This window comes from Devosia sp. Z11_6 (assembly GCF_058133665.1).
The window spans coordinates 63,556-87,136 of the sequence record NZ_JBYUNQ010000009.1 but is presented as its reverse complement, the minus strand read 5'-3'; the positions used below and the strand labels follow the sequence as shown (position 1 = coordinate 87,136).

General features: G+C 61.9%; 21 protein-coding genes. 7 read left to right on the top strand and 14 right to left on the bottom strand.

The window, feature by feature from the left end; all coding sequences use genetic code 11:
• The first annotated feature begins 4 nt into the window (after positions 1 to 4).
• A complete protein-coding gene (locus AC3YMN_RS18585) occupies positions 5 to 514 on the top strand; it encodes a peptide deformylase (RefSeq protein ID WP_489891176.1) in 510 nt (169 codons plus the stop codon).
• Positions 515 to 528: 14 nt separating this feature from the next.
• Here AC3YMN_RS18585 and AC3YMN_RS18580 read toward each other — a convergent pair whose 3' ends face one another.
• Entirely contained in the window at positions 529 to 1,002 is a 474-nt protein-coding gene (locus tag AC3YMN_RS18580; RefSeq protein WP_489891175.1) for a hypothetical protein, read from the bottom strand.
• Positions 1,003 to 1,146: 144 nt separating this feature from the next.
• Here AC3YMN_RS18580 and prfB point away from each other — a divergent pair.
• A protein-coding gene (gene prfB, locus AC3YMN_RS18575) for a peptide chain release factor 2 (protein ID WP_127753197.1) occupies positions 1,147 to 2,275 on the top strand; the annotation gives its coding sequence in 2 pieces (ribosomal slippage) (positions 1,147 to 1,215 and positions 1,217 to 2,275; 1,128 coding nt in all).
• Between the two features lie 3 nt (positions 2,276 to 2,278).
• Here the strand turns inward: prfB and AC3YMN_RS18570 are convergent.
• Together AC3YMN_RS18570 and AC3YMN_RS18565 are read right to left on the bottom strand one after the other, a co-directional pair.
• The gene (locus AC3YMN_RS18570) at positions 2,279 to 3,334 is read right to left on the bottom strand and encodes a M23 family metallopeptidase (RefSeq protein ID WP_489891174.1); all 1,056 of its coding nucleotides are present in this window, start codon (positions 3,332 to 3,334) and stop codon (positions 2,279 to 2,281) included.
• Between the two features lie 161 nt (positions 3,335 to 3,495).
• Complete coding sequence (locus AC3YMN_RS18565) at positions 3,496 to 3,978, bottom strand: peroxiredoxin (RefSeq protein WP_489891173.1); 483 nt, start codon at positions 3,976 to 3,978, stop codon at positions 3,496 to 3,498.
• A 207-nt stretch (positions 3,979 to 4,185) separates the two neighbouring features.
• Between AC3YMN_RS18565 and AC3YMN_RS18560 the strand changes: the two genes are divergently transcribed.
• Complete coding sequence (locus AC3YMN_RS18560) at positions 4,186 to 7,602, top strand: hypothetical protein (protein ID WP_489891172.1); 3,417 nt, start codon at positions 4,186 to 4,188, stop codon at positions 7,600 to 7,602.
• On the opposite strand, the gene AC3YMN_RS18555 is transcribed toward AC3YMN_RS18560, so the two are convergent.
• From AC3YMN_RS18555 to AC3YMN_RS18525, 7 genes are all read right to left on the bottom strand, one after another.
• A complete protein-coding gene (locus tag AC3YMN_RS18555) occupies positions 7,599 to 8,324 on the bottom strand; it encodes a YoaK family protein (protein ID WP_489891171.1) in 726 nt (241 codons plus the stop codon). The genes AC3YMN_RS18560 and AC3YMN_RS18555 overlap by 4 nt on opposite strands.
• Positions 8,257 to 8,712, bottom strand: coding sequence for an HIT family protein (locus tag AC3YMN_RS18550; RefSeq protein WP_127753192.1), 456 nt, complete (start codon positions 8,710 to 8,712; stop codon positions 8,257 to 8,259). Before AC3YMN_RS18550 ends, AC3YMN_RS18555 begins: the two co-directional genes overlap by 68 nt.
• A 42-nt stretch (positions 8,713 to 8,754) precedes the next feature.
• Positions 8,755 to 9,879, bottom strand: coding sequence for a hypothetical protein (locus AC3YMN_RS18545; protein WP_489891170.1), 1,125 nt, complete (start codon positions 9,877 to 9,879; stop codon positions 8,755 to 8,757).
• Positions 9,880 to 9,951: 72 nt separating this feature from the next.
• Positions 9,952 to 11,127 (bottom strand): GNAT family N-acetyltransferase, encoded by a 1,176-nt coding sequence (locus AC3YMN_RS18540; protein ID WP_489891214.1) that lies wholly within the window; start codon positions 11,125 to 11,127, stop codon positions 9,952 to 9,954.
• A complete protein-coding gene (locus AC3YMN_RS18535) occupies positions 11,120 to 11,881 on the bottom strand; it encodes a glycerophosphodiester phosphodiesterase family protein (RefSeq protein ID WP_164854810.1) in 762 nt (253 codons plus the stop codon). The genes AC3YMN_RS18540 and AC3YMN_RS18535 overlap by 8 nt, the downstream gene beginning before the upstream one ends.
• Before the next feature lie 56 nt (positions 11,882 to 11,937).
• Positions 11,938 to 12,396: a RidA family protein gene (locus AC3YMN_RS18530; protein ID WP_127753188.1), complete on the bottom strand. Its 459-nt coding sequence runs from the start codon at positions 12,394 to 12,396 to the stop codon at positions 11,938 to 11,940.
• A gap of 322 nt (positions 12,397 to 12,718) precedes the next feature.
• The gene (locus tag AC3YMN_RS18525) at positions 12,719 to 13,012 is read right to left on the bottom strand and encodes a DUF3572 family protein (protein WP_489891169.1); all 294 of its coding nucleotides are present in this window, start codon (positions 13,010 to 13,012) and stop codon (positions 12,719 to 12,721) included.
• Between the two features lie 87 nt (positions 13,013 to 13,099).
• Here AC3YMN_RS18525 and AC3YMN_RS18520 point away from each other — a divergent pair, with 87 nt between their 5' ends.
• A complete protein-coding gene (locus tag AC3YMN_RS18520; RefSeq protein WP_172123408.1) occupies positions 13,100 to 13,471 on the top strand; it encodes a response regulator in 372 nt (123 codons plus the stop codon).
• Positions 13,472 to 13,546: 75 nt separating this feature from the next.
• Positions 13,547 to 14,917 (top strand): PleD family two-component system response regulator, encoded by a 1,371-nt coding sequence (locus AC3YMN_RS18515; protein ID WP_489891168.1) that lies wholly within the window; start codon positions 13,547 to 13,549, stop codon positions 14,915 to 14,917.
• A 360-nt stretch (positions 14,918 to 15,277) separates the two neighbouring features.
• Here AC3YMN_RS18515 and rpmG read toward each other — a convergent pair whose 3' ends face one another.
• The 3 genes from rpmG to rnr all read right to left on the bottom strand — a co-directional run bounded on the left by rpmG (position 15,278) and on the right by rnr (position 18,213).
• Positions 15,278 to 15,445: a 50S ribosomal protein L33 gene (gene rpmG / locus AC3YMN_RS18510; RefSeq protein WP_035096841.1), complete on the bottom strand. Its 168-nt coding sequence runs from the start codon at positions 15,443 to 15,445 to the stop codon at positions 15,278 to 15,280.
• 82 nt (positions 15,446 to 15,527) lie between these two features.
• Positions 15,528 to 15,926 carry a DUF983 domain-containing protein gene (locus tag AC3YMN_RS18505; protein ID WP_489891167.1) on the bottom strand — a complete coding sequence of 133 codons (399 nt, stop codon included), beginning with the start codon at positions 15,924 to 15,926 and terminating at the stop codon, positions 15,528 to 15,530.
• Between the two features lie 4 nt (positions 15,927 to 15,930).
• Entirely contained in the window at positions 15,931 to 18,213 is a 2,283-nt protein-coding gene (gene rnr / locus AC3YMN_RS18500; RefSeq protein WP_489891166.1) for a ribonuclease R, read from the bottom strand.
• Between the two features lie 294 nt (positions 18,214 to 18,507).
• On the opposite strand from rnr, the gene AC3YMN_RS18495 reads away from it, so the two are divergent.
• Positions 18,508 to 19,554 (top strand): dipeptidase, encoded by a 1,047-nt coding sequence (locus AC3YMN_RS18495; RefSeq protein WP_489891165.1) that lies wholly within the window; start codon positions 18,508 to 18,510, stop codon positions 19,552 to 19,554.
• Positions 19,555 to 19,752: 198 nt separating this feature from the next.
• Here the strand turns inward: AC3YMN_RS18495 and topA are convergent, their stop codons facing one another.
• Complete coding sequence (gene topA, locus AC3YMN_RS18490; RefSeq protein WP_489891164.1) at positions 19,753 to 22,389, bottom strand: type I DNA topoisomerase; 2,637 nt, start codon at positions 22,387 to 22,389, stop codon at positions 19,753 to 19,755.
• Positions 22,390 to 22,535: 146 nt separating this feature from the next.
• Here topA and AC3YMN_RS18485 point away from each other — a divergent pair, with 146 nt between their 5' ends.
• Complete coding sequence (locus AC3YMN_RS18485) at positions 22,536 to 23,567, top strand: aldo/keto reductase (RefSeq protein WP_172123403.1); 1,032 nt, start codon at positions 22,536 to 22,538, stop codon at positions 23,565 to 23,567.
• The last annotated feature ends 14 nt before the right edge of the window (positions 23,568 to 23,581 follow it).

Sequence of the window (23,581 nt, the reverse complement as noted above, 5' to 3'; positions counted from 1 at the left end):
AGGGGTGACCGGGATCTTGCCGTTTGTCTGCTTTCCCCATCCGGCGCTTTCCGCGCCCGCAGCAACGCGGCCCCTCGACGCGGCGATGGAACGGGCAGGGGAGCAATTGCTTGCAGCCGCAGAAGCGGCGAAGGCCTATGGCTTGGCCGCGGCCCATGTGGGGCTGAACGAGCCCGTCATCGTGGTGAGCATCGCGGCGGACACGTCGCGTCGCGATTATCGGGTGATGTTCAATCCCCGCATTGCCGAGTGTAGCGCTGAGGCGGAAGTCGGCAGTGAGGGTTCGGTATCTTTGCCGGGGATCGAGGTGGCGATCAGCCGGCCGATTTGGGCTGTGATCGAGTACGACACTGCGGCGGGGGATCGAGTGACGAAGCGCTTCGACGGGTTTGTCGCCCGCTGCTGCCTGCACGAGATCGAGCAGATGCAGGGAGTGTTTTTTCTCAGCCACCTGTCGCGGCTTAAGCGCGAAACAGTGCTGCGCCGGTTCAAAAAGGAACAGCGCGCCGGTTGAGGTCGCCTCGCTGGCTACTCCGGCATGTTTGGTGGCGCCATGACGATAAAGGGCGTTGTCGCTGGCCTGCCAGGAGGGGCATAGGCAGGCGCTGGTTCGCCCACCGGGCCCAGCGCGACGATATACTGGTGGAGGGAGCGCATTTCCGTTTCGGTGAAATGGCGCAGGTTGAACCAAGGCATGGGCGGCCGAGTCTCGAGTTCAGACAAATACGCCACCCATTCATCTTCGCTGTGCTCGGCAGCGGTGAGCCGCAGATTGGCGGCATAGGTGGTGCCCCAGGGCCCTTGGTAGCCAAGCGGACTGCCGATCAGCGCGGTGGCGGGATCGAGTTGACCCCCGTTTTCCGCATAGCCGGGGCTATGGCAATCATGGCACCCACCGATGCGGGCGACCCGCTCGCCATGCTCCACCGATGGCTCCGCTTCCGCAGCCAAAGCGGCGTGCGACAGTAATACCGCGGCCAGCAACACTCCCATGCGTAACATGTGCGTTTCCCTTGCGATGTTGAACTTCCCCTGGATCAGCCTTGGCCGGGCGAGGCAGTTTGGCAAGTCCGCTTTGATAGCTCAATGGGTTGATTGGGCGGGGGTGGACGGCTACATGAGGCCCCACACAAAAGGATAGTTCACATGCGTGCGGAAATCGAAAAAGCCGTCGCCGACATCGAGCAGGTTTTGGGCCTGCTGAGGAGGCATCTTTGACTGGGATACGGCACAACTTCGTCTCGACGCGCTAACAGCGCAGACTGAATCACCCGACTTCTGGAACGATCCGGAAAAGGCTCGCGTCACCATGCGTGAGCGCGATGAGCTCGACGTGGCGGTCAAGGCCGTGCACGAGCTGGAAAACGGCGTCCGCGACAACCTCGAATTGATCGAGATGGGCGAAGCCGAAGGCGACGCCGAGATCGTCAAGGAAGCCGAAGAGGCAATCTTCGAGCTGCGCATCAATGCGCGCCGCCGGCAGATCGAGACTCTGCTTTCGGGTGAAGTCGACGCCAACGACTGCTATGTGGAAATCCACTCTGGTGCCGGCGGCACCGAGAGCCAGGATTGGGCCAACATGCTGTTGCGCATGTATACGCGCTGGGCGGAACGGCGGAAGATGAAGGTCGAAACCATCGAAATGCATGATGGTGAAGAAGCCGGCATCAAATCGGCGACCATACTGGTCAAGGGCCATAATGCCTATGGCTGGCTCAAGACCGAAAGCGGCGTGCACCGGCTGGTCCGGATCAGCCCGTACGACTCGGCGGCTCGGCGGCATACCAGCTTTTCGAGCGTCTGGGTTTATCCCGTGGTGGACGACTCGATTGACATCGAGATCCGTGAAAGCGATCTCAAGATCGATACTTATCGCGCGTCCGGCGCGGGCGGGCAGCACGTCAACACCACCGACTCGGCCATCCGCATCACCCACGTGCCATCGGGCATCATCGTGGCGTGCCAGGCCGAGCGCAGCCAGCACAAGAACCGCGCGACGGCCATGAACATGCTCAAGGCTCGACTCTATGAAGCCGAGTTGCAAAAGCGCGAGGAAGCGGCCAACGCGCAGGCAGCGAGCAAGACAGAGATCGGCTGGGGTCACCAGATCCGCTCCTACGTGTTGCAGCCCTACCAGATGGTCAAGGATCTGCGCACAAGCGTGGAAAGCGGCCAGCCCTCCGTGGTGCTGGATGGCGATCTCGACGAGTTCATGGAAGCGGCTTTGGCGCAGCGCGTTGGCGTTGCGACCGATGTCGTGGCCGAAGGCAAATAATAGTTAGCCGAGCAGCGCCTGCAGGCGCTTGCCGGCTTCCATGAACTGCTTGGGATCCATGGCGCGGCTGCCTTGTCGCACTTCGAAATGCAAATGCGGGCCGGTTGACCGGCCCGTAGAGCCCACCTTGGCAATAGGGGTCCCGGTGTGCACCTTCTGGCCCTTGCTGGAAAGGAAGTCGGAGAGGTGACCATAACGGGTCACCCAGCCGCTGGGGTGAGTGACCTCCACCACATTGCCATAGCCAGAGCGCACGCCGACAAAGGTTACCACGCCCTGGCCCGCGCTCAGTACGGTGGTGCCGGAGCGCGCAGCGAAGTCGAGCCCGGAATGAAAGGCGCGCTTGCCGCTGAAGGGATCGCGCCTGTTGCCAAAGCCTGAACTCTGGCGGTAGGTGCCGGCGATGGGCAGGTGAATGGGCGCGGCATCGATTGATTCACGGGCCGCCTTGTAGCGCACCAGCGCTGCCATCACGGCGTTGGCATCCTCGATGATCGGTGCTGCGTCGCCGCCCTCACTCGGCGCCAGCAGGGGACCGCCAACGCCATCAAGGGCATCGGGCAGGCTGACGCGAATGCCGATATCGGCCATCTCGTTGACAATGCTGGTCGTCCGCTCGGTAGCGGTCTGGGCGATGCTGGTCATGGCGTGCTCGGTTTCACCCATCATTTGGGCAAGGGCACGAGCCGTTTCGTCGATGTCGGGATTTCCGCTGGGGGTGGTAGGCGCCGCCATCGCCAGATCGCCCGGACTGGACCCGAGGGCGGCAGTTTGAATGCCAAGCTCGCCGGCTTTGTCGACAAGGACCTTAACCAGTTGATGCTGTTCCAACAGCACTTCCTGTTGCTGCGAAAGTTCCTGCAGTTGCAGGTTGATGTCGCCCGCCTGCGCATAGGAGCGGGAATGGAGACGATCGACTTCAACACGCAGCTGGGCGATCCGATCCTCATAGGCCTGGATAACCTGTTCGGTTTGGCCGTTGAGGACTTTGGCGATCTCGGGTGAGAACAGCAGGGCGGTGCCGGTCAGGGCATTGCCGGCCAAGAGCAGCGTGAACATGCCGTAGAACCAGAGCGGGCGAATGCCTGCGTGGGGAGCCGTTTTGGGCTTGGCTCGACCCGGCGACGAGAAGCTCGCTCCATTACGCACGCCATACACTCCGCTGATCCATATTTATGGTTAGCGAGTATGATCCTGCATGGTTAAAAAACGGAAAACCCTCAGCTTTCCGAAGTATTGGGCTGCAAATTTCCGAGAAGGTCGAGAACCTTTCGAGCGTGACCCGCAACCCGCGTCGCGCGGAGCACGCCGGCGATCCGGCCATCAGGCGCGACAACGAAAGTGGTGCGCACGAGGCCCATGAATTGGCGGCCATAGAGGCTCTTGAGCTGCCATACTCCAAATGGCTCGATCACGGTCCGCTCAGGGTCGGCGGCCAGCGGCACGGTGAGGCTGTATTTTTCCCGGAACTTGCGATGCGCTTCCACAGTATCAGGCGATATGCCGAGGAGGACAGCACCGCTTCGGGCGAACTCCGGCTCCAGGTTAGAGAACTCGAGGTTCTCCTTGGTGCAGCCTTGGGTATCGTCCTGCGGATAGAAGAACAGGACCACAAACTTGCCGCGGTGATCGGCAAGGTGGAAGGAGGTGCCGTCGTCGAGCGGCAGGGTAAAGTCGGGAGCGGTATCCCCAGGCGCAAGCATGCCGGTTAAATCCTGTTTTCCCCGCTAGATTGTAGCTGCCGGTGCCATATTCCAGCCGGTATCATCGCGCAAGAAGCCGCCACTTGCGGTTGATTCTCAAGAGGCCGGGAGACTTATCGGCCGAGCTTGATCTGGATGTAAGTGAGCGCGTCAACAACCCTCGAAGACACGCCAGGTCCAGCCCCCGCAATGCGGCGTCGGCATCCTATGCGTCTTGCCGCCAAGATGGGCGCCTGGGTGTTGGGCGTGCCAGCCGTCCTGCTGATCGTTCTGTATTTAGTGCTGCTGGTGACCCCGCTGCGACTGCCATTTGGCGGTGAAGCGGCGCGTGCGCTGGCGCAATCCATCATGCCGCCCACCAGCAAGCTCGATCTGGGAGGAATGGCGCTGGCGCTTGAACGTGGCGTTTGGCCGGTGCTGCAGTTCTCGCCCGTGCTGATGACGGATGCCAAGACCGGCGCCAAGGTCAAGATGGATGCGCTTGAGATTGGATTCTCGCCGATCCGCGCGCTGGTTGGGCAGCCTGGGGCCACCATCGCCATTGTGCGCCCCCACATCCAGATCGTGCAGGACCTGTTTGGGCCCCGCACCACGAGCTTTGAGCTAGTGGCCGAGGAGCAGGGCGGCACGACCGCAAGGGTGCTGGAGGGGGAGGATGCGTTCCCCAGCGTCGACATTTCCGCCAGTGGCGTCGACGTTCAGGGTGGGTCGGTGCCGCTGCAGCTGCGGTCCGACAATGACTGGCTGATCTACAATCTCGAGGCGAGCGAGAAGGGTGTGGCCGACATTGTGGAGCAGGCGCAACAAGGCCGGTTCTCCAAGCTGACGATCAAGGACGGCACCGTCGAGATGATCGATGCCGTTTACGGGCGGATGCGTCAGTTCAACGGCGTGAACCTCGAGATCGGCCCTACGCCCGGCGGCGAGGACACCAGGGGGACATTCTCGGCGGCCCTGGGAGGGCGTACGATGATGGGGAGCCTGTCGCGCACCCTCGACGACAAGGGTGGCTCCCGGCTCGAGGCCGACATTGCCAATATCGATTTTGCGGCCGTGGCCCCCTTTGTCGATGACGCTGAAAGCATCGCGGCCCTGCGGGGCGCGGGTGCGCTATCCATCGATGTGCATTTTGCGCCCGAGACGGGCAAGCTCGTGGACGGCGCGTTCAAGATCGACCTGACGGGTCTCGACATGCGCATCGAGGACGAGTTCTTCCCAGTCGCGAGCTCGATCTTGGACGTGACCTGGTCGCCAAAGGACGCCCGGTTCGAGTTGCACGAGGCCGCCTTGCAGATCGGCCAGAGTTCCGCCCGCGTTTCGGGCACGTTTGCGCTCGGCCTGGATGCGGAATTCGGGCCGACGATCGGCATGATGATCAAGGCACGCGAGGTCCGCGTGCACCCCAACGACATGGCGGCACCGGCGGAGCCATTCGACAGCGTCGAGTTCTCGGGCTGGTCGGCGCCACTTTATGGTGCCACGGGCATCGACCGGCTCGTCGCGAAAAAGGGCGCTGCCATCGTCGAAAGCGCCGGCCGGATCGATATTCTCAAGGCCGGCATGGCTCTCGACATGACCATTGTCGGCCAAGGGGTCAGTGCGGACGACCTGAAACGCCTCTGGCCCTATATGCTGGGCACGGAAAGCCGTGACTGGTTTGTGGCCAATGTGAGCGACGGCACGGTGACGCGCGCGCGGCTGAAGTTCAAATTCCCGGTGGGCAGCCTGGAAGTGGGTGGCGAGGACAAGCCGATATCGCCCGAGGCGATGCAGATCGACATGGTTGGTACCGGCGTGGTGGTCAAGCCGGTGCCGGAGATGGCCGATATCGCCATTGATGGCGAAACGCGATTGCAATTGAGCGGCCCCAACCTGACGGTTTCGGCTGGTGGAGGTGCCATCGCGACCACGGCGGGGCCGATTGCGGTGCGCAATCCGGCCGTGATCATGGACAACTCCAATCCGGCAGAAAGCATTCTCGAGATCTCGGGGGATGTGAGCGCCGGTATTCCATCCCTGCTTGCCCTGGCCAAGGAACAGCAGCCCGAAATGCTGGCGCAAGCCAGCCTGCCGCTCGATCTTGCCGCGCTATCCGGTCAGATTGATCTGGGGCTTGTGGCAACCATCAAGCTGCGCGATGAAGCAAGCGGCGCGCCGCTGGACCTCGACTATGTGGTCAATGGCAATGTCGCCAATTTCGCCAGCACTCAGGCCATACAGGAGCGCACAATCGGCAACGGGCAGCTGTCCTTCAGCGCCTCGCAGGACGGCTATCAGGTGCAGGGTACCGCTGACATAGACGGTATGGAGGCGCAGTTGGAGATTGCCGGCACGCCGGAAACTCAGCCTGCGTTCCGGCTCGCTTCCACGGTGGAGGTGAAGGACCTGGCCGCCATGGGGTTCGATGCCTCGCCGTTCATGAGCGGGCAGGTTGGCTTTGTGGCGCAGCCGCTGCTGGATGGCTCGCTGCAGATCGCGGTAGACCTCAAGGAGGCAGCGCTCACCATTGGGGATCTGGGGTTGAGCAAGGCTGCCGGCGTCCCCGGCACCTTGCAGACAATCGTCAAGCAAACCGATGGTGTAACCGAGCTATTCGGGATTGATCTGGCTTTTGGCACCGTGAAACTCAAGGGTGGCCTCAAGTTCGACGCCGAGGCTGGGCTGCAAAGTGCCGAGTTCATCGATTTCGGCCTCAGCGAGGGGGATGGCGCGCAACTCAAGCTCGCTCCGATCGACGGCGGCTATTCCGTGCAGGTGCGCGGTACCCAATTGGACCTCAAGCCCATGCTGAAGCGCTTCTTCAGCCTGGATGAAGGCACCGGGGGGGTGCAAACCACCGAGTTCGACCAGACGCTGGTGCTCGACGTGGAGCTCGATCGAGCGCTGGGTTATTACGCCACGACCGCCTTCAATCTCGATCTGGACCTGTCCCTGAAGGGCAGCGACATGCGGCGGGCGCGGCTGACGGCGCAGTTTGGTGATGACAACGCCATTTCGGTCACCACCAATCCCGCGCCCAAGGGGCGAACGATGACGGTGGCATTCAGCGATGCCGGAACGATCCTGCGGCTCCTGGGCGTGTATTCACAGCTGGCGGGCGGCGAGGGCAATCTCGTCATGACCACCGACAGCGAAGCAGGCGCCGAGTTCGGCCAGTTGCGCATGCGCGGCTTTTCCATTGTGGACGAGGCCAATGTTGCGCAGGTGCTTGGCAACCACGCCGATTCGCGAGCGGTGATCGCGCGCGGGAACCGGCTGGATTTCGACCGGGGCATGGTCAATTTCGTGCGGCGCTCGGACCGGGTCGAGGTCACCAATGCTGTTTTGACCGGCGACACCGTAGGCGGAACGATGCGCGGCTTTATCTATACCGACCAGCGGCAATACGATCTGGCGGGCACCTATGTGCCGCTATTCGGGCTTAACAGCGCCTTCCAGAAAATCCCGCTGCTGGGGCCGCTCTTGGGCGGACGCGATGGTGAGGGGCTGGTGGGCGTGACCTTTGCAGTCAAGGGACCACTCGCCAAGCCCGATTTCCGCATCAACCCGCTATCCGCACTGGTGCCCGGAGCCTTCCGCGAATTGTTCGAGTTCCGCTCGCGCGAGCAGCCACGGGTCGACTAGGGCCGGGGGCCCGCCTTGCGCTGGCGCAGCGCCAGCCCAAGGCAGAAGGCAGCGTGGAGAGCCGCGGGTGCAAGCAGGGCGAGCGGGCCCAAGCGCTGATAGGATGCCGCGCCCAGGGCGGCACCCAGCAACAGGGAAAGCCAAACCAGGAGGTGTTGCGTCCATCGCCAGCGCGGGGCCAATTTGTGGATGGCCTTGGCCAGGTCCTGGCCGGCAGCAAACAGAGTTCCCGTCACGAAGGTGGCGCCAAGCCGAACGGAGCCGGCCGGGGACAACAAAGCGTTCTGGGCGCCCGCGCCAAACGCCAGGGGTCCCATCGAAAGCGGCGAGTCGGCGCCGGCAAAGTGCAAGACGATTGCCCCTGTTGTGCTGGAAAACAACAAGGCCGCAACAAGGGCTGGGCCAAAACGCTCGCTTGCCAAAGACAGCAGCGATCCCACCGTGCTGCCAGTGAAGAACAGCAGCAACAGGCCAAGCGGCAGCAACGCGGCTGCCGAGGGCGTATCGAGCAGGTAATTGCCCAACTGGGTGGTGTTGCCGCTCATGAACGAGGTGTAGTAGCCACCCAGTTCGATAAAGCCGATCGCATCGATGAACCCGGCCAATCCGGTGAGCAAGAGCCCTTGGCCGAGCTTGGGAGCGGGCGTCACCGGCTTAAAGGCGGCTGGCGATTTCTTGCGCCAGCCCGGCCATTTCAGCGGCGTCAGCAGCACCCTTGCCATGATCGCCCAAAGCCTCGCCCTCATAGACGGGAATGAGGTGGAAATGCAGGTGAAACACGCTTTGTCCAGCAGGGGCTTCATTGAACTGGACGAGGCGAATGCCATCAGCCCCCGTCGCTGCCTTGAGCGCAACAGCCACCCGCTGCACGATCGGCATCACGGCCGAAAGGGTGGCAGGATCCGCGTCGAGCAGGTTGCGCGAGGCCGCCTTGGGCAGAACCAGCGTGTGCCCGCGTGACTGGGGGAACACATCGAGCATCACCAAGGCGGTGTCGTCTTCGTAAACCTTGTGGGCTGGCATTTCGCCCCGGAGAATGCGGCCGAAGATGTTGTCGGGATCGTAGGCGGTGCTCACGGTGTACCTCGCGGGAGTGGATGGCCTTGGCATACTCCCGGCAAGGTGCTCGGCTCAAGAGCCGAGATCAACCGCCTATTCGGCCGGGGCTGCCTGTCCCGAGCGGCGCTGGAAGAAGCGGAAGCGGAAATAGTTCAGAACCGCAAGGCCGGTAAAGGTGACCGGCACATAGGAAAAGCCGCGGCGAATAAAGAACAGCGTGATGTTGACGGCGGTGCCCGCGCTCATTGCCCCCTTGCCCATTGCGGAGGTAAAGCTCGACGGCACGATGTGACGGTAGAAGACAGCGTCGGAGTGGTAATAATCCAGCGCACGGCGCGCAAAGGCGCGCTTGGACGCCGAATAATCCTTGAGCTCTTCCATGCCCATATCGCCGTGAAACTCGACTTCCGAGCCCACCGCCCATACTTCGGGCGGGGTGAGCCTGTCCTCGCCGAGGGCGGTGAAGAGCTCGACCAGGTCGGTAAAGGTGACGAAATTGGCGTTCCAGCAATCCTGCGACTTGGCGCCATGGGCGAGCACCAGCACCTCGGCGCGTTCAAGCTTTTCGCGCATGCGGTCATAGTCGCCGGCTGAAAAATCGGTGCCTGACTTGGCGGTTTCCACAAGACCACCCAGATCGGTCAACTTTGCCACCATCGCCGAGCCATAAGACCCGCTGGCGCCGGTAACGAGAAAGCGGCGACCCTTGATCTGGCAAGTGGTGCCGAACAGCAGGTCGAAGATGTTGGCGAAGGACGAAAAGAAGTTATGCGGGTAGACGTGGTGCATGGCGTGGTAGTTGTTGTCCACCCAGAGCAGACCCTGCTGGGCACCGACGCGATCCATCGCCATGTGGTTGTAGTCGAGCCCTTCCTCGCGGAAGGTCATCACCAGCATGATGGTACGAATGACAGCCACAAGCGCTATGGGCGGCCAAGGGAAAACGAGCAGGAACAGCGCAATGCCCAGCATCGAGGTCGCGTATTCCGGCAGGATGTGAAACCAGATATTGGCCCGGGCATAGGCCGGATTGATCTTCATATCGAGGTCGAGAAACTTGTGATGCACCCAGTGCCAGGACGAGAAGGTGCGCAACAGCTTGAACCGCGAGGTTTCCCAGCGATGCAGCAACCAGTGCAGCGCATCGAAGAGGGCGGTGGAGAACACGAAGGTGACGCCGGCCTGGAGAATAAAGACGAAAGCGTCAGAGATATTCATGCGGATTCCTGCAGGGAGCGTTAACCTACATAGCCTCCGGCGCCGGCTAAGTCCAAGGGGCATCCTGCCGCGCTAGCGGTCGGTGCGCTCGCCCTTGCGGAACGGAGTGTAGGTGTCCAGCGCTTCCTGCTCGCGCGCAACCGAAGCGCGCTCATGCTCAAGGAAGTCGGCAATGGCCCCGCGCAGGCCAGGATGAGCGATATAGTGCACGGAATAAGTGGTGGCGGGAGCATAGCCGCGGGCGAGCTTGTGTTCGCCTTGGGCCCCGGCTTCCACCACAGCCAGCTTGTGCGCGATGGCGTAATCGATCGCCTGGTAGTAGCAGAGCTCGAAGTGGAGAAACGGCACCTCGCGGGTAGCACCCCAGTTGCGCCCGAAGATGCGATCATGGCCAAGGAAGTTGATCGCGCCGGCGATTGGGGTGGGGCCGTCATAGGCCAGCATCAGCACGATCCGGTCGGCCAGGGTTTGACCAAGCAGGGAAAAGAACTTGCGATTGAGGTAGGGCCGGCCCCATTTGCGCGCCCCGGTATCCTCGTAAAAATCGTAAAAGGCGTCCCAGTGATGCTCCTGGAGGTCAGAGCCCGTCAGCCACTTGACCGTAAGGCCATCGACGAGCGCATCGCGGCGCTCCCGCCGGATGGTCTTGCGCTTGCGCGAGGAGAGGGTTTCGAGAAAACCCTCGAAACTGTCGAAGCCCTGGTTGTGCCAGTGGAACTGGGTGTCGAGGCGCTTGAGCCAGCCAGTTGTTTCCACCAGATCGGCCTCGGCTTCGGGCACGAAGGTCATGTGCACCGACGAGGCGTCGCGCTGGCTGGCGAGTTGCTGAGCGGCGGAAAGCAGCGCCGCCTGTTCCTCAAGGCTACCGCTCGGCACCAGGAGCTTGGGCGCGGTGGCCGGGGTAAACGGCACCGAACATTGCAGCTTAGGGTAGTAGTCCCCGCCCGCGCGCTCGAAGGCATTGGCCCAGCCGTGGTCGAAGACATATTCGCCCATGGAGTGGGACTTGAGAAAGAGCGGCATCAGCCCAACGGGCTGGCCCGCGCTGTTGGCCAGCAGGATGTGCTGAGGTTGCCAGCCGGTGCGGGCAGTGGCGCAGCCGGATTGTTCGAGGGCCAGGAAGAAGGCGTGGCTCAGAAACGGGTTATCCGCCACCCCGTTCGTGGACGGCACAAGGCTGTTCCAAACCGCCGCCGAAATGCCGGCGGTGGTTGGATGGATGGTGGCGGTATAGCCGGGATCAGGCAAGGTCCGGGTCGAAGCCTTCAAAGACGATCTGGTCGATATGGGGCCGGGCGGCTTCCCACTCCTGTTTAGACCGGATCGTCCAGCCGGTCACCGGTTTGCCGAGTGCTCGCCAGAACTTGATCGCGGGCAGCTCCAGCGCGTCCTTGGCACAGGAGATGAAATCGAACTGAGTTTCATGCCAGTGCAGCAGATGGCGCAGGGTCCAGCGCTGCTCTGCCGTGTAGTTCTGCTCGGCTTCAACCCCTTCATAGTTGTAGGTGATGATGCCGCGCGGCCCGGAAAAACCGAACTGACGGATCTGGGTGATCAGGTTGGGGTCGAAGGACTCGACGGTTACCGGGCCGGCATAGGACTTCAAGGCTTCGGCCGCCGCGCGGGCGAGCAACTGAGTGCCGGCGCTGTCGGCCTGATGCTTGAGCTCGATCTGCAGCAGCGCACGGCCATTGATCTGTTCAAGGAACTCGGCAAAGCGCTGGGGCCGATCACCGGCGGCGCTGTCGAGTAAGGGGATCGCGGTGAGTTCGGCAGCAGTGAGCTCACTGACCGCACCGGTGCGTCCGGTGAGGCGCTCAAGCTTGCTGTCATGGAACAGCACCGGCACGCCGTCCGAGGTCAGCTGCAGATCGCACTCGATCGCCCAGTTGCCGGCGATAGCGGCTTCAAAGGCGGAAGCGCTGTTTTCGATGACACCAGCGGCACGATTGTGCAGACCACGATGGGCGACGGGACGCGGGAAAAGGGGCAGGTCGGTCAAGTTTTGGTATCCAGTTGTGCTGGGGATATGGAGGTGGGCGAGGACCGGGCCTGTGGCTAGACTTCCACCACGGCTTCGATTTCCACGGCGGCGCCAAAGGGCAGCGCGGCAACGCCGAAGGCGGCACGGGCATGCTTGCCCCGGTCACCCAGCACCCCGACCAGGAGGTTCGAGCACCCATTGGCAACCAGATGGTGCTCGGTGAAGTCAGGCGTTGAAGCCACAAGAACCGTGATCTTGAGAATACGCTTGATCTCTTCCAGCGGCACGCCACCCATATGGACGATTTGCGACAACACGTTGAGCGCCGCGAGTTCGGCAGCGTTGCCGCCCTGTACGACATTCATGGTATCGCCCAGGAGGCCGGTGACGACGCCGGTTTCATTGCTGGAGATCTGGCCCGATACGTACAAAATATTGCCGGTGCGGGTCACCGGAACATAGCTGGCGACCGGCGGTTTGGGGGCAGGGAGCTCGTAGCCGTATTCACGCAGTTTTTCAGTGGGACTGGTCATCGCTGTTTGCCTTGGTTGTCGTCATTTTGATTGGGCCGGCCGTGCATCGGCTTCACTTGCATGGCCGAAGCCCAATGCGCTGAGATGTTCAACTAGACCGCGGCCCTCGGCATTGCCGAACTCCGGCAGATCGCACCGTAGCCTTGGCCTTCCCGAAACCGATACACCGATTCCGAGCGGCCGGCAGCGCACCCCAACACTTGGCCGGTTCACCGGAGGGCAGCCGACCCCATCGAGCACATCAGCCGTGTCGCCGGATCATCAGGGCTCCGGGCCGGCGGCGCAAGTGAAAACCGGCAGCACGCACTGAGGGCGTTCGTGCTTAGCCGGCTGGATTGAGCTGGTGCCAGACTCGCATGAAGGTTTCGGGTGCCATGCCGGTATTGGCACAAAGTGACAGGAGCAGCGGCTCGTTGGCCGCAAAATAGTCGATAAGTCCGTGCTGGAAGGCTGGGGAACCGGTGGAGCGCCGCAGCGAGTCGGGATCAAGGCCGGCGACCTGCATGAATGCCAAGAGTTCATCGGGGTTCTCGGCAAGGTAGGAGAGGCAGGCATCGGCGAGTCCGGAGGCATTGGGAGGGGGCGCAGATTCAATACGGGGCACAGCCAGGCTCATTTGGTCTTTTGTAATGAGTTCGATGTTACCTGAATGGCGCGGTAAAACGAAGTGCTGAGGGTACTCGAGCAGCGCAAGCGAGGTTTGATGCCAAAAACAGTGATGATCGTGGAAGACAACGAGCTCAACATGAAGCTCTTCAACGATCTGCTCGAATCGCGCGGTTACGCCGTCATCCAGACCCGCTCCGGCATGGAAGCGCTGGATCTGGCGCGCGCACACCATCCCGACCTGATCTTGATGGATATCCAGTTGCCTGAAGTGTCGGGACTGGTGGTCACCAAGTGGCTCAAGGATGATGAAGAGCTTGCCCATATCCCGGTAATCGCGGTGACTGCCTTTGCCATGAAGGGCGACGAAGAGCGGATTTTGCAAGGCGGGTGCGAGGGTTACATCTCCAAGCCCATTTCGGTGCCTCACTTTCTGGAAACTATTGCCCGCTATATTGGCCCGGCTTGAGGGGGCCGTTGCGCTCGGCGCGGCCATGGTGCTGCCCGGTCGTCTATATGCCGGCTGTGGTAGGTGGGGCGAAGAGTGACTGCACGCGTATTGATCGTCGACGACATTCCGACCAATGTACGCCTGCTGGAGGCTCGCTTAGCCGCTGAGTATTACGAGGTCCTGACCGCCAGTTCCGGCCCGCAGGCCATCGAAATCTGCAATCGCAACGATGTGGATATCGTCCTCCTCGATGTAATGATGCCCGATATGGATGGCTTTGAAGTGTGCCGCCGCCTCAAGGCGAGCCCGCGGACCAACCACATTCCGGTGCTGATGATTACCGCGCTCGACCAGCCCTCCGACAAGGTGCAGGGGCTGGAAGTGGGTGCCGACGATTTTCTGACCAAGCCAGTCGATGACATGCAACTGATGGCCCGGGTCAAAAGCCTGGTGCGCCTCAAGACGCTGACCGACGAGCTGCGCGCGCGGGCCCTCACGGGCCAGCAGATCGCCATCGAGGATGCGCTGCGTGCGATGGACAATGTCGACACTGGCGGCGGGCATGTGCTGGTGATCGACACCGACGCGCGCCATGCCGAGCGGATCAAGACCTATCTTGTTCCCGAACATAGCGTTGATGTGCTCGTTCAGCCCGCCGATGCCGTGTTCCAGGTCACCGGGGCGCCCTACGAAGTTGTGCTCGTCGCCATGGCGCTCGAGAATTTCGACCCGCTCCGGGTGTGCTCGCAGATCCGTACGCTCGAACATACGCGCACCTTGCCCATCATTCTGATTGCCGATGAAACCGACCGCCCCAAAGTGGTGCGGGCGCTGGATCTGGGGATCAATGATTTCATTATGCGCCCGGTGGAGCGCAATGAGTTGGCGGCGCGGGTGCGCACGCAGATCCGCCGGCAGCGCTACGCGCTGGAGCTGCGGCAAAGCGTCAACAACACCATGGCCATGGCGGTAACGGACGACCTGACCGGGCTATATAATCGCCGCTATTTCGAGCGGCACCTGCATGTGATGTTGAGCAAGGCGCAGTCGCAAGGTCGGGACATGGCCGTCATGATTCTCGACATCGACCACTTCAAGGCCGTCAACGACACTTATGGGCACCATGTCGGCGACAGTGTGCTCAAGGAGTTCGCGCAGCGGTTGCGGCGCAGTGTCAGAGGTGTCGACCTTGCTTGCCGTTTCGGTGGGGAGGAGTTCGTGGTGCTAATGCCCGATACCGATATGGGGCAGGCGGAAGCCGTCGCCGAGCGGGTGCGCCGAGCCATTGCCGAACAGGGTTTTGATGTCGGCGGCGACCGGCCGATGTGGGTGACGGTTTCGGCTGGCGTGACACTCAACGAGAGCGTCTCGGATACACCGGCAGTGCTGATGAAGCGAGCCGATGTGGCGCTCTATCGCGCCAAGCGGCAGGGCCGCAACCAGGTTGTCTTTGACGCCGCTTGAGCCTGCCAGCTACGTAATTAGGGTTATCCATTATACTTAACAGAAGCTTAGCGGCCGCAAGCTGCTGGAGATGCTTGAGTTTTGGCGGGGCAGGCGTAGGGTTTCTTTAACGGCGCTGCCAAGTTCTTGTGGATGGCGCCCAAAGTTCCCTACGGCTCTCTCAGGTCCGCCGCAACTCCTGAGACCGTAGGGCGGCTGGTCCGGACGCGGACAGAGTGGCCTCTTCGACATGCCGCTCCGGACCAGCCACTTTCCCTTCATTCTCTGGGTGGCCTGCAGGCCGTGGCCGCTGCTCGCAGCCTCAGAAACAAAAAACCCCGCATCGCTGCGGGGTTTTTGTTCGGCTAGGAAGAGGATCAATTACTTGATCTTGGCTTCCTTGAATTCAACATGCTTGCGCACAACCGGGTCGTACTTGTTGTACGACAGCTTCTCGGTCTGGGTGCGGGCGTTCTTCTTGGTGACATAGTAGAAGCCAGTATCAGCCGTCGACACGAGCTTGATCTTGACGGAAGCGGCTTTGGCCATTGGAGTGTCCTCGCGTAAACAAAGAGGCGCCGCGAACGCGGCGCCGGAATTTGGGTGCAACCTACGGATTTACCGCCGGATGTCAAGCCTCACGCTTGGCTGGGTCGAAGCCATACATGCGGTTGGCCCATTGCAGCCCCACAACGGCACCCTTGATCGAGGGCAGCATAGCCAGCGGCATGATGATGCCCAAGGGTACCATGGTATAAAGATAGGTCAGCGGATTGACGTGATAGGTCATGTCCATATGCATCATCACGCCAACGAGCAGGTGGCCGACAATGGTGATGGCAATATAGGGCGGCAAGTCATCGGCGCGATGATGGTGAAACTCCTCACCGCAGTTTTCGCAGTGGTCGGCGACTTTCAGATAAGCGCGGAACAGCTTGCCCTCGCCGCAGTTTGGGCACTTGCACAGCACGCCACGCCACATAGCCTGCATGACGCTGCGTTGATCGGTACTTTTGGCTACGATGCTCATGGCGTCACCTCTTGCGACGGCCTTTGGGGCCGAGTGTCCTAGATGGGCGTTTCGTTGTCCGCCGTGTAGTTGACGGATTGACGCGGCTGCCCTCCGAGAGAAGTTCAAACCGCATTGCCCCTGCCACGGGGGCAACTTCGAGCAGGCGAACGGTCACGCGGTCACCTAGGGCGAACTTCTCGCCGGTGCGATCGCCGATCATTGCCTGCTGCTCTTGCTCATAACGATAGAAATCGGCTCCCAGGGTGGAGGCGGGAACAAATCCATCGGCTCCGGTATCAAGGAGCCGAATGAACAGGCCGGAGCGGGTAACCCCGGAGATCCGGCCCTCGAACCGTGCCCCGATCTGGCCGGCCAGAAATTGCGCCAGCAGGCGGTCGGACGTTTCACGTTCCGCCGCCATGGCCCGGCGCTCGGTCGCTGAAATGTGCTGGCCGATGCCGGCAAGCTTTTGCATCTCGTTGTCCGAGAGGCCATCATCACCCAAGCCCAGCGCCCGGATCAGGCCGCGGTGGACGATCAGATCCGAGTAGCGGCGAATGGGCGAGGTGAAGTGGGCGTAGTTGTCGAGGTTGAGGCCGAAATGCCCGTAATTTTCGGGGGCATATTCTGCCTGGGCCTGCGAGCGCAGCACCATTTCCGACACCTGCTCGGCATTGCCCGCCTTGCGGGCCTGGGCCAGGATGCCGTTGAAGTCGCTGGCTCGCACCGCGTCGGATTTCTTGACCGCAATATCGAGCGAACCGAGGAAATCGCGAAGGGCGGCGAGTTTCTCGGTCGAAGGGGTATCGTGGACGCGAAACAGCAGGGGCATATTCTTGGCCTGCAGCGTTTCGGCCGCCGCGACATTGGCCGCGATCATCATTTCTTCGATTAGCCGGTGGGCATCGAGGCGCTCGGGGATCCGGATGTCCTTGACCATGCCTTTCTCGTCCAGAACGATCTTGCGTTCGGGCAGGTCGAGATCGAGCGGCCCACGCTGGTCGCGTGCCTTGGCCATGGTCTCATAGGCGTCCCAGAGCGGGCGCAGTATCGGCTCGAGCAGCGGGCCAGCCTTGTCATCGGGCTGGCCGTCAATGGCCGCTTGTGCCTGCTGATAGGACAGCTTGGCGGCCGAGCGCATCAGCACTCGGTGGAAGCTGTGCGAGCGCTTGCGCCCATCGGCGCCGATGACCATGCGCACGGCAAGGGCCGCACGCGGTTCCCCTTCCTTGAGCGAGCACAACTCGTTGGAGATGCGCTCGGGTAGCATGGGAACGACGCGGTCAGGGAAATAAACGGAATTGCCGCGCAGATAGGCCTCGCGGTCGAGCGCTGAGCCGGGACGGACATAGGCCGCCACATCGGCAATGGCCACGGTGACCAGGTGCCCGCCGGCATTGGCGGGATCGGGATCGGGCTGGGCATAGACGGCGTCGTCGTGATCCTTGGCGTCGAACGGATCGATGGTGATCAAGGGAAGGTCACGCCAATCCTCCCGGCCCTTGAGCGTGGCTTCCTTGGCTTCCTCGGCCTCACGTAGCACCGATGTCGGGAAGCGATAGGGGATCTCGAGGCTGTGGATAGCAATGAGGCTGATGGCGCCTTCGGAAGCCGGGTTGCCGATCACGGCCGTAACGCGGGCACGCGGGATCATCAGGCGGCCTGAAAGCTTGACCTCCACTTCCACCAGATCGCCGTCGCGGGCCTCGCCAAGGTCGCCCATGGGGATGCGCATTTCCTTTTGCTTGCGATCCACGGGAATGAGGCGGGCGCCGTCCTCATCCATGCGCACAATGCCGATATGGGCACGGCGCGGCTTGTCGAGGATCTTCATCGGGCGGGCGGTATAGGCCGGGATCTCGCCATCACCGGCGTCAATACGGGCCAGGATGCGGTCGCCTGGAGCGGGTATGACGCGGGCGTCGCGCCCCTGATAAACGAGAACGCGGGGGCGTTCGCCTTCTTCGTCATTCCATTGGGCAGGGAAGGCGTGAAGGTGATCGGGATCGGCATCGGTGGGGATGTCGAGCACGGTTACCGGGGGCAGGGCGGCGGTACGGCGCAGCGCCTTGCGCGTGCGGGTAATAACGCCTTCGCCTTCCAGCTCAGCCAGCATGGCCTTGAATGGTTTGCGCAGATCGCCGCGGATGCCGAACAGCTTGGCCAGATCGCGCTTGCCCTTGAGATCGGGCGTTTCGGCGAGCGCCTGCAGCAATTGCTCGCGTGAAGGTAGTTGCTCGGCAGCACTGAGGCGGGGGCGCTTGGGGCCGGAAGTGTTTTTTGCTCTTGTTTGTAGTTTGGCCATAAGTGTCAGTTCTTTTTATGTTGCAACATAAATAGGGATCGCCCGGGCTTTTGCAAACCGCCGCTCTGCCAAGTCCGCCTGACCTGCCCAATTTCAATGTCTGACGCGGCTGAAATGTTGCGCGACGAGATCGAGGTTATTGCGCTCTGGTGCCGAGTATGGCCGGGATAAGGCCGTTATTGCTCTATCTTCACCGAGGTCGTCCATGCGGAACAAGGCACAGGTTATCGGCTGACCCGTCCCCGTCCAGAGGATGCTAGGGTGCCCAGATTCCACCGATTCTGCTGAGTTCCCATGACCATTCCATTTTTCGACGGCCACAACGACACCTTGCTCAAGCTGCTGGAAGCGGGTGTCGCCGACCCCGAGCGGCTGTTTGTGGAGGGGATGCCTGCGGCCCAGATCGATGGTCCACGTGCCCGCACGGGCGGTATGGTGGGTGGGTTCTTTGCGATCTTTCCGCCACCGCTTAAGGGCGGCCTTGGATCGGTGGTAGCCAATTCGGCCAATCCAAGCTCCACGCTTCCTCCTGAATTGCCGCTGGCCGATGCGCAATCGGTGACTCTTGCCATGGCCTCGATCCTGCTGCGGCTGGAGCGGGCTGGCGCCTTAACACTGTGCCGGAGTGCTGCCGAGATTCGCCAGGGGATCGCGGCCGACAAGCTGGCAGCAGTGCTGCATATCGAGGGCGCCGAAGCGATCGACACGGGCTTGCGCTCCCTTGATGTGCTTTATGCGGCCGGTTTGCGCTCGATCGGGCTGGTGTGGAGCCGCGCCAATGCCTTTGGTACCGGCGTGCCGTTTCGCTACCCGGCGGATCCAGATATCGGCCCGGGACTTTCGGATGCGGGCAAGGCCTTGGTGCGCGCCTGCGATAGCCTTGGCGTGATGATCGACCTGTCGCATCTTAATGCCGCGGGGTTTCGAGATGTGGCTGCGATCAGCAACAAGCCGCTGGTTGCCACTCATTCCAATGTCCATGCCATCACCGCGCATGCGCGCAACCTCGTCGATTGGCAGCTGGCAGCGATCGCCGAAAGCAACGGCGTTGTCGGGTTGAACTTTGCCACAGGCTTTTTGCGTCCGGACGGGCAGATGCGGGCCGATACGCCCGTCGAGATGATGGTGCGCCACGTGGACAGTCTGGTGGAAGCGCTGGGAGAAGACGGCGTGGCGCTTGGCTCCGATTTTGACGGCGCCATGATCCCCGCCGAGATCGGCGATGTCACGGGCGTGCAAAAGCTGCTCGCCGCGCTGTTGGACAAGGGCTATGGCGAAACGCTGGTGCGCAAGATCGCCTGCGACAACTGGCTGTCGCTGATCGAGCGCACTATCGGCTGAACCGGTAGACGGCGTCAGGCGGCGCTCCAGCCGACGCGGTGCCGGGTTCGTCCGACGCCGAAGCCGGCGCCGGTGACCACGCAACCTTGTCCTTGCAGCGCGTAAGCGCCCCCCTTGGGCTTGCAGCGCTAAGCTAGCACAGGGGCCGATCAGTGCCCTTGATCCAGATCATGCTCGCGCGCCCCGACAAACCATGCGTCAGAACGGAACGTCTTCGTCGGCCACGGTCTTGGTGGCTGGTGACTTCTTGGTCGCAGCTTTCTTGGCAGCAGGCTTTTTGGCGGCAGCCGTCTTGGTGGCAGGTTTCTTGGCAGCTGCCTTCTTGGCTGGGGCCTTTTTAGGCTTGGTGCCGGTGGCTTCGGCGCGCGCGGCGATCCATTCCACCGCCTGGTCCACCGTTACATCCTCGGGTTTGATGTCCTTGGGAATGGTGGCGTTGATCTTGCCCTGGTTAACATAAGGACCATAGCGACCAGCACGCACGGTGATGGGGCCGTTGTCGTGCTCGAAGGTCTGGATCGCGGCGACGGCAGCGCCACCGCGCTTGAAACCGCCCGCCGCCTTTTGCGCCAAGAGGTCCACGGCGCGGTTGATGCCGACGGTGAACACTTCCTCCACATCGGGCAGATTGGCGTATTTGCCGTCATGCAGGATGAAGGGGCCGTAGCGCCCGAGCCCTGCCGTGATCGGCGAGCCCGTTTCCGGATGGGTGCCCACTTCCCGTGGCAGTGACAATAACTGCAGGGCCTTGTCGAGCGTCAGGGACGCCGCTTCCCAGCCCTTTGGCAGGGAGGAGCGCTTGGGCTCCTTGCCGTCACCAAGCTGCACATAGGGGCCAAAGCGCCCTGTCTTGAGGTAAACCTCTTCCCCCGTTTCCGGATCGGTGCCCAACACGCCGTCACCTGCCGCCGCTTCCGAGGACTGGCCAGTGGCCGCGTCGGACAGCTGCATGGTGTGCTTGCATTCGGGATAGTTCGAACAGCCGATAAAAGCACCATATTTCCCAAGCTTGAGCGACAGCTGGCCCGTGCCGCAGGTTGGACACAGGCGACGATCCGAGCCATCAGGCTTGGCCGGGAAGATGTGGTCTTCCAGCAAGTCATTGAGGGCGTCGAGCACCTCCGTGACCCGCCGATCCTTGATCTCGGTGGTCGCAACGGTGAAATCACGCCAGAAATCGCGCAGCACCTGCTTGTAGTCGAGCTCACCGGCCGAGATCAGATCGAGCTGTTCTTCCAGATTGGCAGTGAAGCCATATTCCACATAGCGATTGAAAAAGCTCTCGAGGAAGGCCGTGACGATGCGGCCGCGATCCTCGGGATGCAGCGCCTTGCCCTCAAGGCGCACATAGTCGCGATCCTTGAGGGTCGAGAGGGTAGCGGCATAGGTGGAGGGCCGGCCGATGCCGAGCTCTTCCATCTTCTTGATCAGACTGGCTTCGGTGTAGCGGGCCGGTGGCTGGGTGAAGTGCTGCTCGATTTCGACGGCCTGCAAGGCAGGCTTGTCGCCAACGGCCAGCGGCGGCAATTCGCGGCTGTCCTCGTCTTCTTCGTCATCGTCGCTCTTGGCTTCAACGCCATACAGCGCCAGGAAGCCGGGGAAGGTGACTACGGAGCCAACAGCACGCAGTTCGACCTCGCGGCCGGGCACATTGACGGCGATGTCAACGGTGGTCCGGTCGATCTCGGCCGAGCGCATCTGTGACGCCAGCGTGCGGCGCCAGATCAGTCCATAGAGCTTGAGCTGGTCGGCATCGAGATTGCTCATCGTATCGGGATGCTTGAGCATATCGGTGGGACGGATGGCCTCGTGCGCTTCCTGGGCGTTCTTGGCCTTGGTCTGATAGATGCGTGGCTTTTCCGGCAGGTATTCGGCACCAAAGTTCTTGGTGATGGCAGAGCGCGCCATGGCGATGCCTTCGGGGGCCATCTGCACCGCGTCGGTACGCATATAGGTGATCAACCCGTCCTCGTAGAGGCGCTGGGCGATCTGCATGGTGCGCGACGGCGACAGACCTAGCCGGGACGAGGCATCTTGCTGCAGCGAAGAGGTGGTGAAGGGCGCATAGGGGTTGCGTTTGGTGGGCTTCTTTTCAACACCCGAAACATTGAACTGGCCAGCTTCGATCAGCGCCTTGAGCGCGGCGGCGTCCTCGCCGTTCTTGATCGCCAGCTTGTCGGTGCGCTTGCCGTCGACGGAATAAAGCCGGGCAATGAAGCTCTTGCCCTTTTGCGCGAGCTTGGCTTCCACCGACCAGTACTCATCGGCTTTGAAGCGCTCGATCTCGGACTCGCGGTCGGACACAAGGCGCAAAGCCACCGATTGCACGCGTCCGGCCGAGCGGGAGCCGGGCAGCTTGCGCCACAGGATCGGCGAAAGGGTGAAGCCCACGAGATAGTCGAGCGCGCGGCGAGCGAGATAGGCATCGACCAGCGGCATGTCGATGTCGCGCGGCTTGGCCATGGCCGCAGTCACGGCATCCTTGGTGATGGCGTTGAACACCACGCGCTGGACCGGGGTGTCTTTCTTGATCGCCTTTTTCTGGCGCAAAACGTCGAGCACGTGCCAGGAAATGGCTTCGCCTTCGCGATCAGGGTCGGTCGCAAGGATCAGTTCATCAGCGCCTTTAAGCGCGTTGGCAATGTCGGCAAGGCGCTTCTTGGAGGCGGTATCAACCTCCCAGGACATGGCAAAATCTTCGTCGGGCCGGACTGAACCGTCCTTGGCGGGCAGATCACGAACATGGCCGAAGGAGGCCAGGACTTCATAGTCCTTACCCAGATATTTGTTGATTGTCTTAGCCTTAGCCGGACTCTCAACGACAACGACCTTCATGGAAAACCCGATCCGAAACACTGCAACGCAAGGTGGCGCAACATGGTGAAGCGGAGGGGCAGTGTCAACGGGCGCTGATTTAGTATGATCCCGTGGAGCCGAGTGTCGGCCGGGCCGTTGTGGCGATCAACAGGAGGAAGTTGACAATGGATTTACGCAAACTGGGCAATAGCGGCACGGTGGTTTCGGCACTCTGCCTTGGGACCATGACCTTCGGGTCGGACGCGGACGAGGCCACGTCGTTCGCCTTGATGGATGATTATGTCGAAGCGGGCGGAAATTTCCTCGACACGGCTGACGTCTACACCAATGGCACCTCCGAAGAGATCATTGGTCGCTGGCTCAAGAGCAAGGGCGGGATGGCTGACCGGCTGGTGATTGCCAGCAAGGGCCGCTTTCCGACGCTGGAAGGGTCCAACGGCCTTGGCTTGTCGCGCAAGCATTTGGGGTACGCGCTGGATGCCTCGCTGCGGCGATTGGGCGTCGAGCAGATCGATCTTTACCAGATGCATGCGTGGGACGCGCTGACGCCGATCGAGGAAACCCTGCGCTTCCTTGATGATTCGGTGCGTAACGGCAAAATCGCCTATTACGGCTTTTCCAATTTCCTCGGCTGGCAGCTGACCAAGGCAGTGTGGATTGCCAAGGCGCAGGGCTATACCCCTCCCGTAACCCTGCAGCCGCAATACAATCTACTGGTGCGCGATATCGAGCACGAAATCGTGCCTGCCGTGCTCGATGCCGGCATGGGCCTACTGCCCTGGTCGCCGCTGGCTGGCGGCTGGCTGTCGGGCAAATACAAGCGTGACGAAATGCCAAGCGGGGCAACGCGGCTGGGGGAAAACCCGAAGCGAGGCATGGAGGCGTATGAAAAGCGCAACGCCAACCCACAGACCTGGGCAGTGATCGACGCGGTCATGCAGATCGCCGAGCAGCGTGGCGTCAGTGCAGCGCAGGTGTCGCTGGCTTGGCTGGTGCAAAAACCCGCCGTCACCTCGGTGATCCTGGGCGCCCGCAAGCGCGAACAGCTGGCCGACAACATGGCCGCGGGCGATCTGAGCCTAAGCGCTGAGGAGGTTGCGCGGCTTGACGAGGCGAGCAAGCCGCAGATCGGCGATTACCCCTATGGCGCTGGTGGCATCAACCAGCGCCATCGCAAGCTCGAAGGCGGGCGCTAAACCGAAGGCGCGGC